This window comes from Seonamhaeicola marinus (assembly GCF_008085455.1).
Genome location: NZ_VSDQ01000690.1, coordinates 1 through 778 on the forward strand (window position 1 = coordinate 1; position 778 = coordinate 778).

General features: G+C 29.9%; 2 pseudogenes. Both read left to right on the plus strand.

Going from position 1 to position 778, the window contains the following annotated elements:
* A pseudogene (locus FUA24_RS17150) lies at positions 1-210 on the plus strand (gliding motility-associated ABC transporter substrate-binding protein GldG); the annotation flags it as partial.
* Between the two features lie 133 nt (positions 211-343).
* Positions 344-778 (plus strand): annotated as a pseudogene (locus tag FUA24_RS17155) (DNA polymerase III subunit beta); the annotation flags it as partial.

The following is a 778-nucleotide window of genomic DNA, read 5'->3' on the forward strand; positions in this document are numbered from 1 at the left end:
TTTTTATTAAATGCTGTAAATTATTTATTAGACGAGAACGGACTTATAAACATTCGTTCAAAAGAATTGGCAGTTGCCTTCTTAAATCAAGAAAAAATAGCTCAAGAAAAAACCAAGTGGCAACTCTTAAACATAGCGCTACCACTAGTATTATTAGCTTTATTTGGAATTATTTTTAATTTCATAAGAAAGAAAAAATACGCATCTTAAATGTTAATAAGTTTGTTTCGGTTATTTATAAGTATAGAATATATTTGTATGTAGCTTATTAGCTTAATATAAATCAACTTTTCACAATAAAAAAAGTTGCATCTTTCAACATAAAAATAAATAACATTTACAAATGAAATTTATAGTATCAAGCACCTATTTATTAAAACAATTGCAGGTTTTAGGAGGCGTTATAAACAACTCTAACACCTTACCTATTTTAGATAATTTTTTATTTGAATTAGATAATAATACACTTACCGTTTCTGCAAGTGATTTAGAAACCACAATGGCTTCTACCTTAGATGTAGAAAGTGATAGCACTGGTAGTGTTGCAATTCCTGCACGTTTATTACTTGATACGCTTAAAACATTTCCTGAGCAACCATTAACGTTTGTTATTGAAGACAATAACACCGTTGAAATTAGCTCTAACCACGGTAAATATGCCTTAGCTTATGCTGATGGTAACGAATTTCCTAAAGCGGTTGCTCTAGAAGATCCAAGCAAAACAGTAGTTACGGGTGATATTTTAGCTACAGCCATAAGTAAAACTATTTTTGCCGCA